The sequence below is a fragment of the Streptomyces sp. UG1 genome (assembly GCF_049974585.1).
Lineage (GTDB): Bacteria > Actinomycetota > Actinomycetes > Streptomycetales > Streptomycetaceae > Streptomyces.
The window spans coordinates 1-1090 of the sequence record NZ_JBNGGG010000148.1 but is presented as its reverse complement, the minus strand read 5'-3'; the positions used below and the strand labels follow the sequence as shown (position 1 = coordinate 1090).

Here is a 1090-nt window from a genome sequence, read left to right as displayed (position 1 = left end):
AATTCCCATAATAGCGCTACCGGTGAAGAAAAAACCTACCATTATAGGACGGGCTTTCAGTTCATCTGCGAGGAATATACTTAGGGTAGGAGTCTGAAGAGCGCCCGCAATACCCGTCAGAAAGGCGACAGGTAATGCTGCCAACTTACTGATTTAGTGTATGATGGTGTTTTTGAGGTGCTCCAGTGGCTTCTGTTTCTATCAGCTGTCCCTCCTGTTCAGCTACTGACGGGGTGGTGCGTAACGGCAAAAGCACTGCCGGACATCAGCGCTATCTCTGCTCTCATTGCCGTAAAACATGGCAACTACAGTTCACTTACACCGCCTCTCAGCCCGGTACGCACCAGAAAATCATTGATATGGCCATGAATGGCGTCGGATGTCGCGCCAGTGCACGCATTATGGGCGTTGGCCTCAACACGGTTTTACGTCACTTAAAAAACTCAGGCCGCAGTCGGTAACCTCGCGCATACAGCCGGGCAGTGACGTCATCGTCTGCGCGGAAATGGACGAACAGTGGGGATACGTCGGGGCTCAATCGCGCCAGCGCTGGCTGTTTTACGCGTATGACAGTCTCCGGAAGACGGTTGTTGCGCACGTATTCGGTGAACGCACTATGGCGACGCTGGGGCGTCTTATGAGCCTGCTGTCACCCTTTGACGTGGTGATATGGATGACGGATGGCTGGCCGCTGTATGAATCCCGCCTGAAGGGAAAGCTGCACGTAATCAGCAAGCGATATACGCAGCGAATTGAGCGGCATAACCTGAATCTGAGGCAGCACCTGGCACGGCTGGGACGGAAGTCGCTGTCGTTCTCAAAATCGGTGGAGCTGCATGACAAAGTCATCGGGCATTATCTGAACATAAAACACTATCAGTAAGTTGGAGTCATTACCTCAATAGCGATGTGCAGTCGGGTAAAGTGAATGCCAGCGCGACATTTGTACTTCATTATGACTAATACGTGGAACAGATTGGCGCTCTTGATTTTCGCCGTTTTATCGCTGCTGGTGGCGGGTGAATTGCGGGCAGGAGTGGTGGTCGGCGGAACGCGATTTATCTTTCCGGCAGACAGAGAATCGATATCT

The 1090-nt window shown here is 52.1% G+C and carries 2 protein-coding genes; one reads left to right on the top strand and one right to left on the bottom strand.

Annotated features, from left to right (window positions below):
• The first annotated feature begins 185 nt into the window (after positions 1 to 185).
• Positions 186 to 883, top strand: a protein-coding gene (locus ACP4J3_RS50745) for an IS1-like element IS1A family transposase (protein ID WP_426545087.1) whose coding sequence is annotated in 2 segments (ribosomal slippage) — positions 186 to 435 and positions 435 to 883 — 699 coding nt in all. Because the reading frame shifts where the segments join, the coding sequence is not laid out codon by codon here.
• On the opposite strand, the gene ACP4J3_RS50740 is transcribed toward ACP4J3_RS50745, so the two are convergent.
• A partial coding sequence (locus tag ACP4J3_RS50740) for a hypothetical protein (RefSeq protein WP_426545085.1) occupies positions 877 to 1090 on the bottom strand: 214 nt, incomplete at its 5' end. The genes ACP4J3_RS50745 and ACP4J3_RS50740 overlap by 7 nt on opposite strands.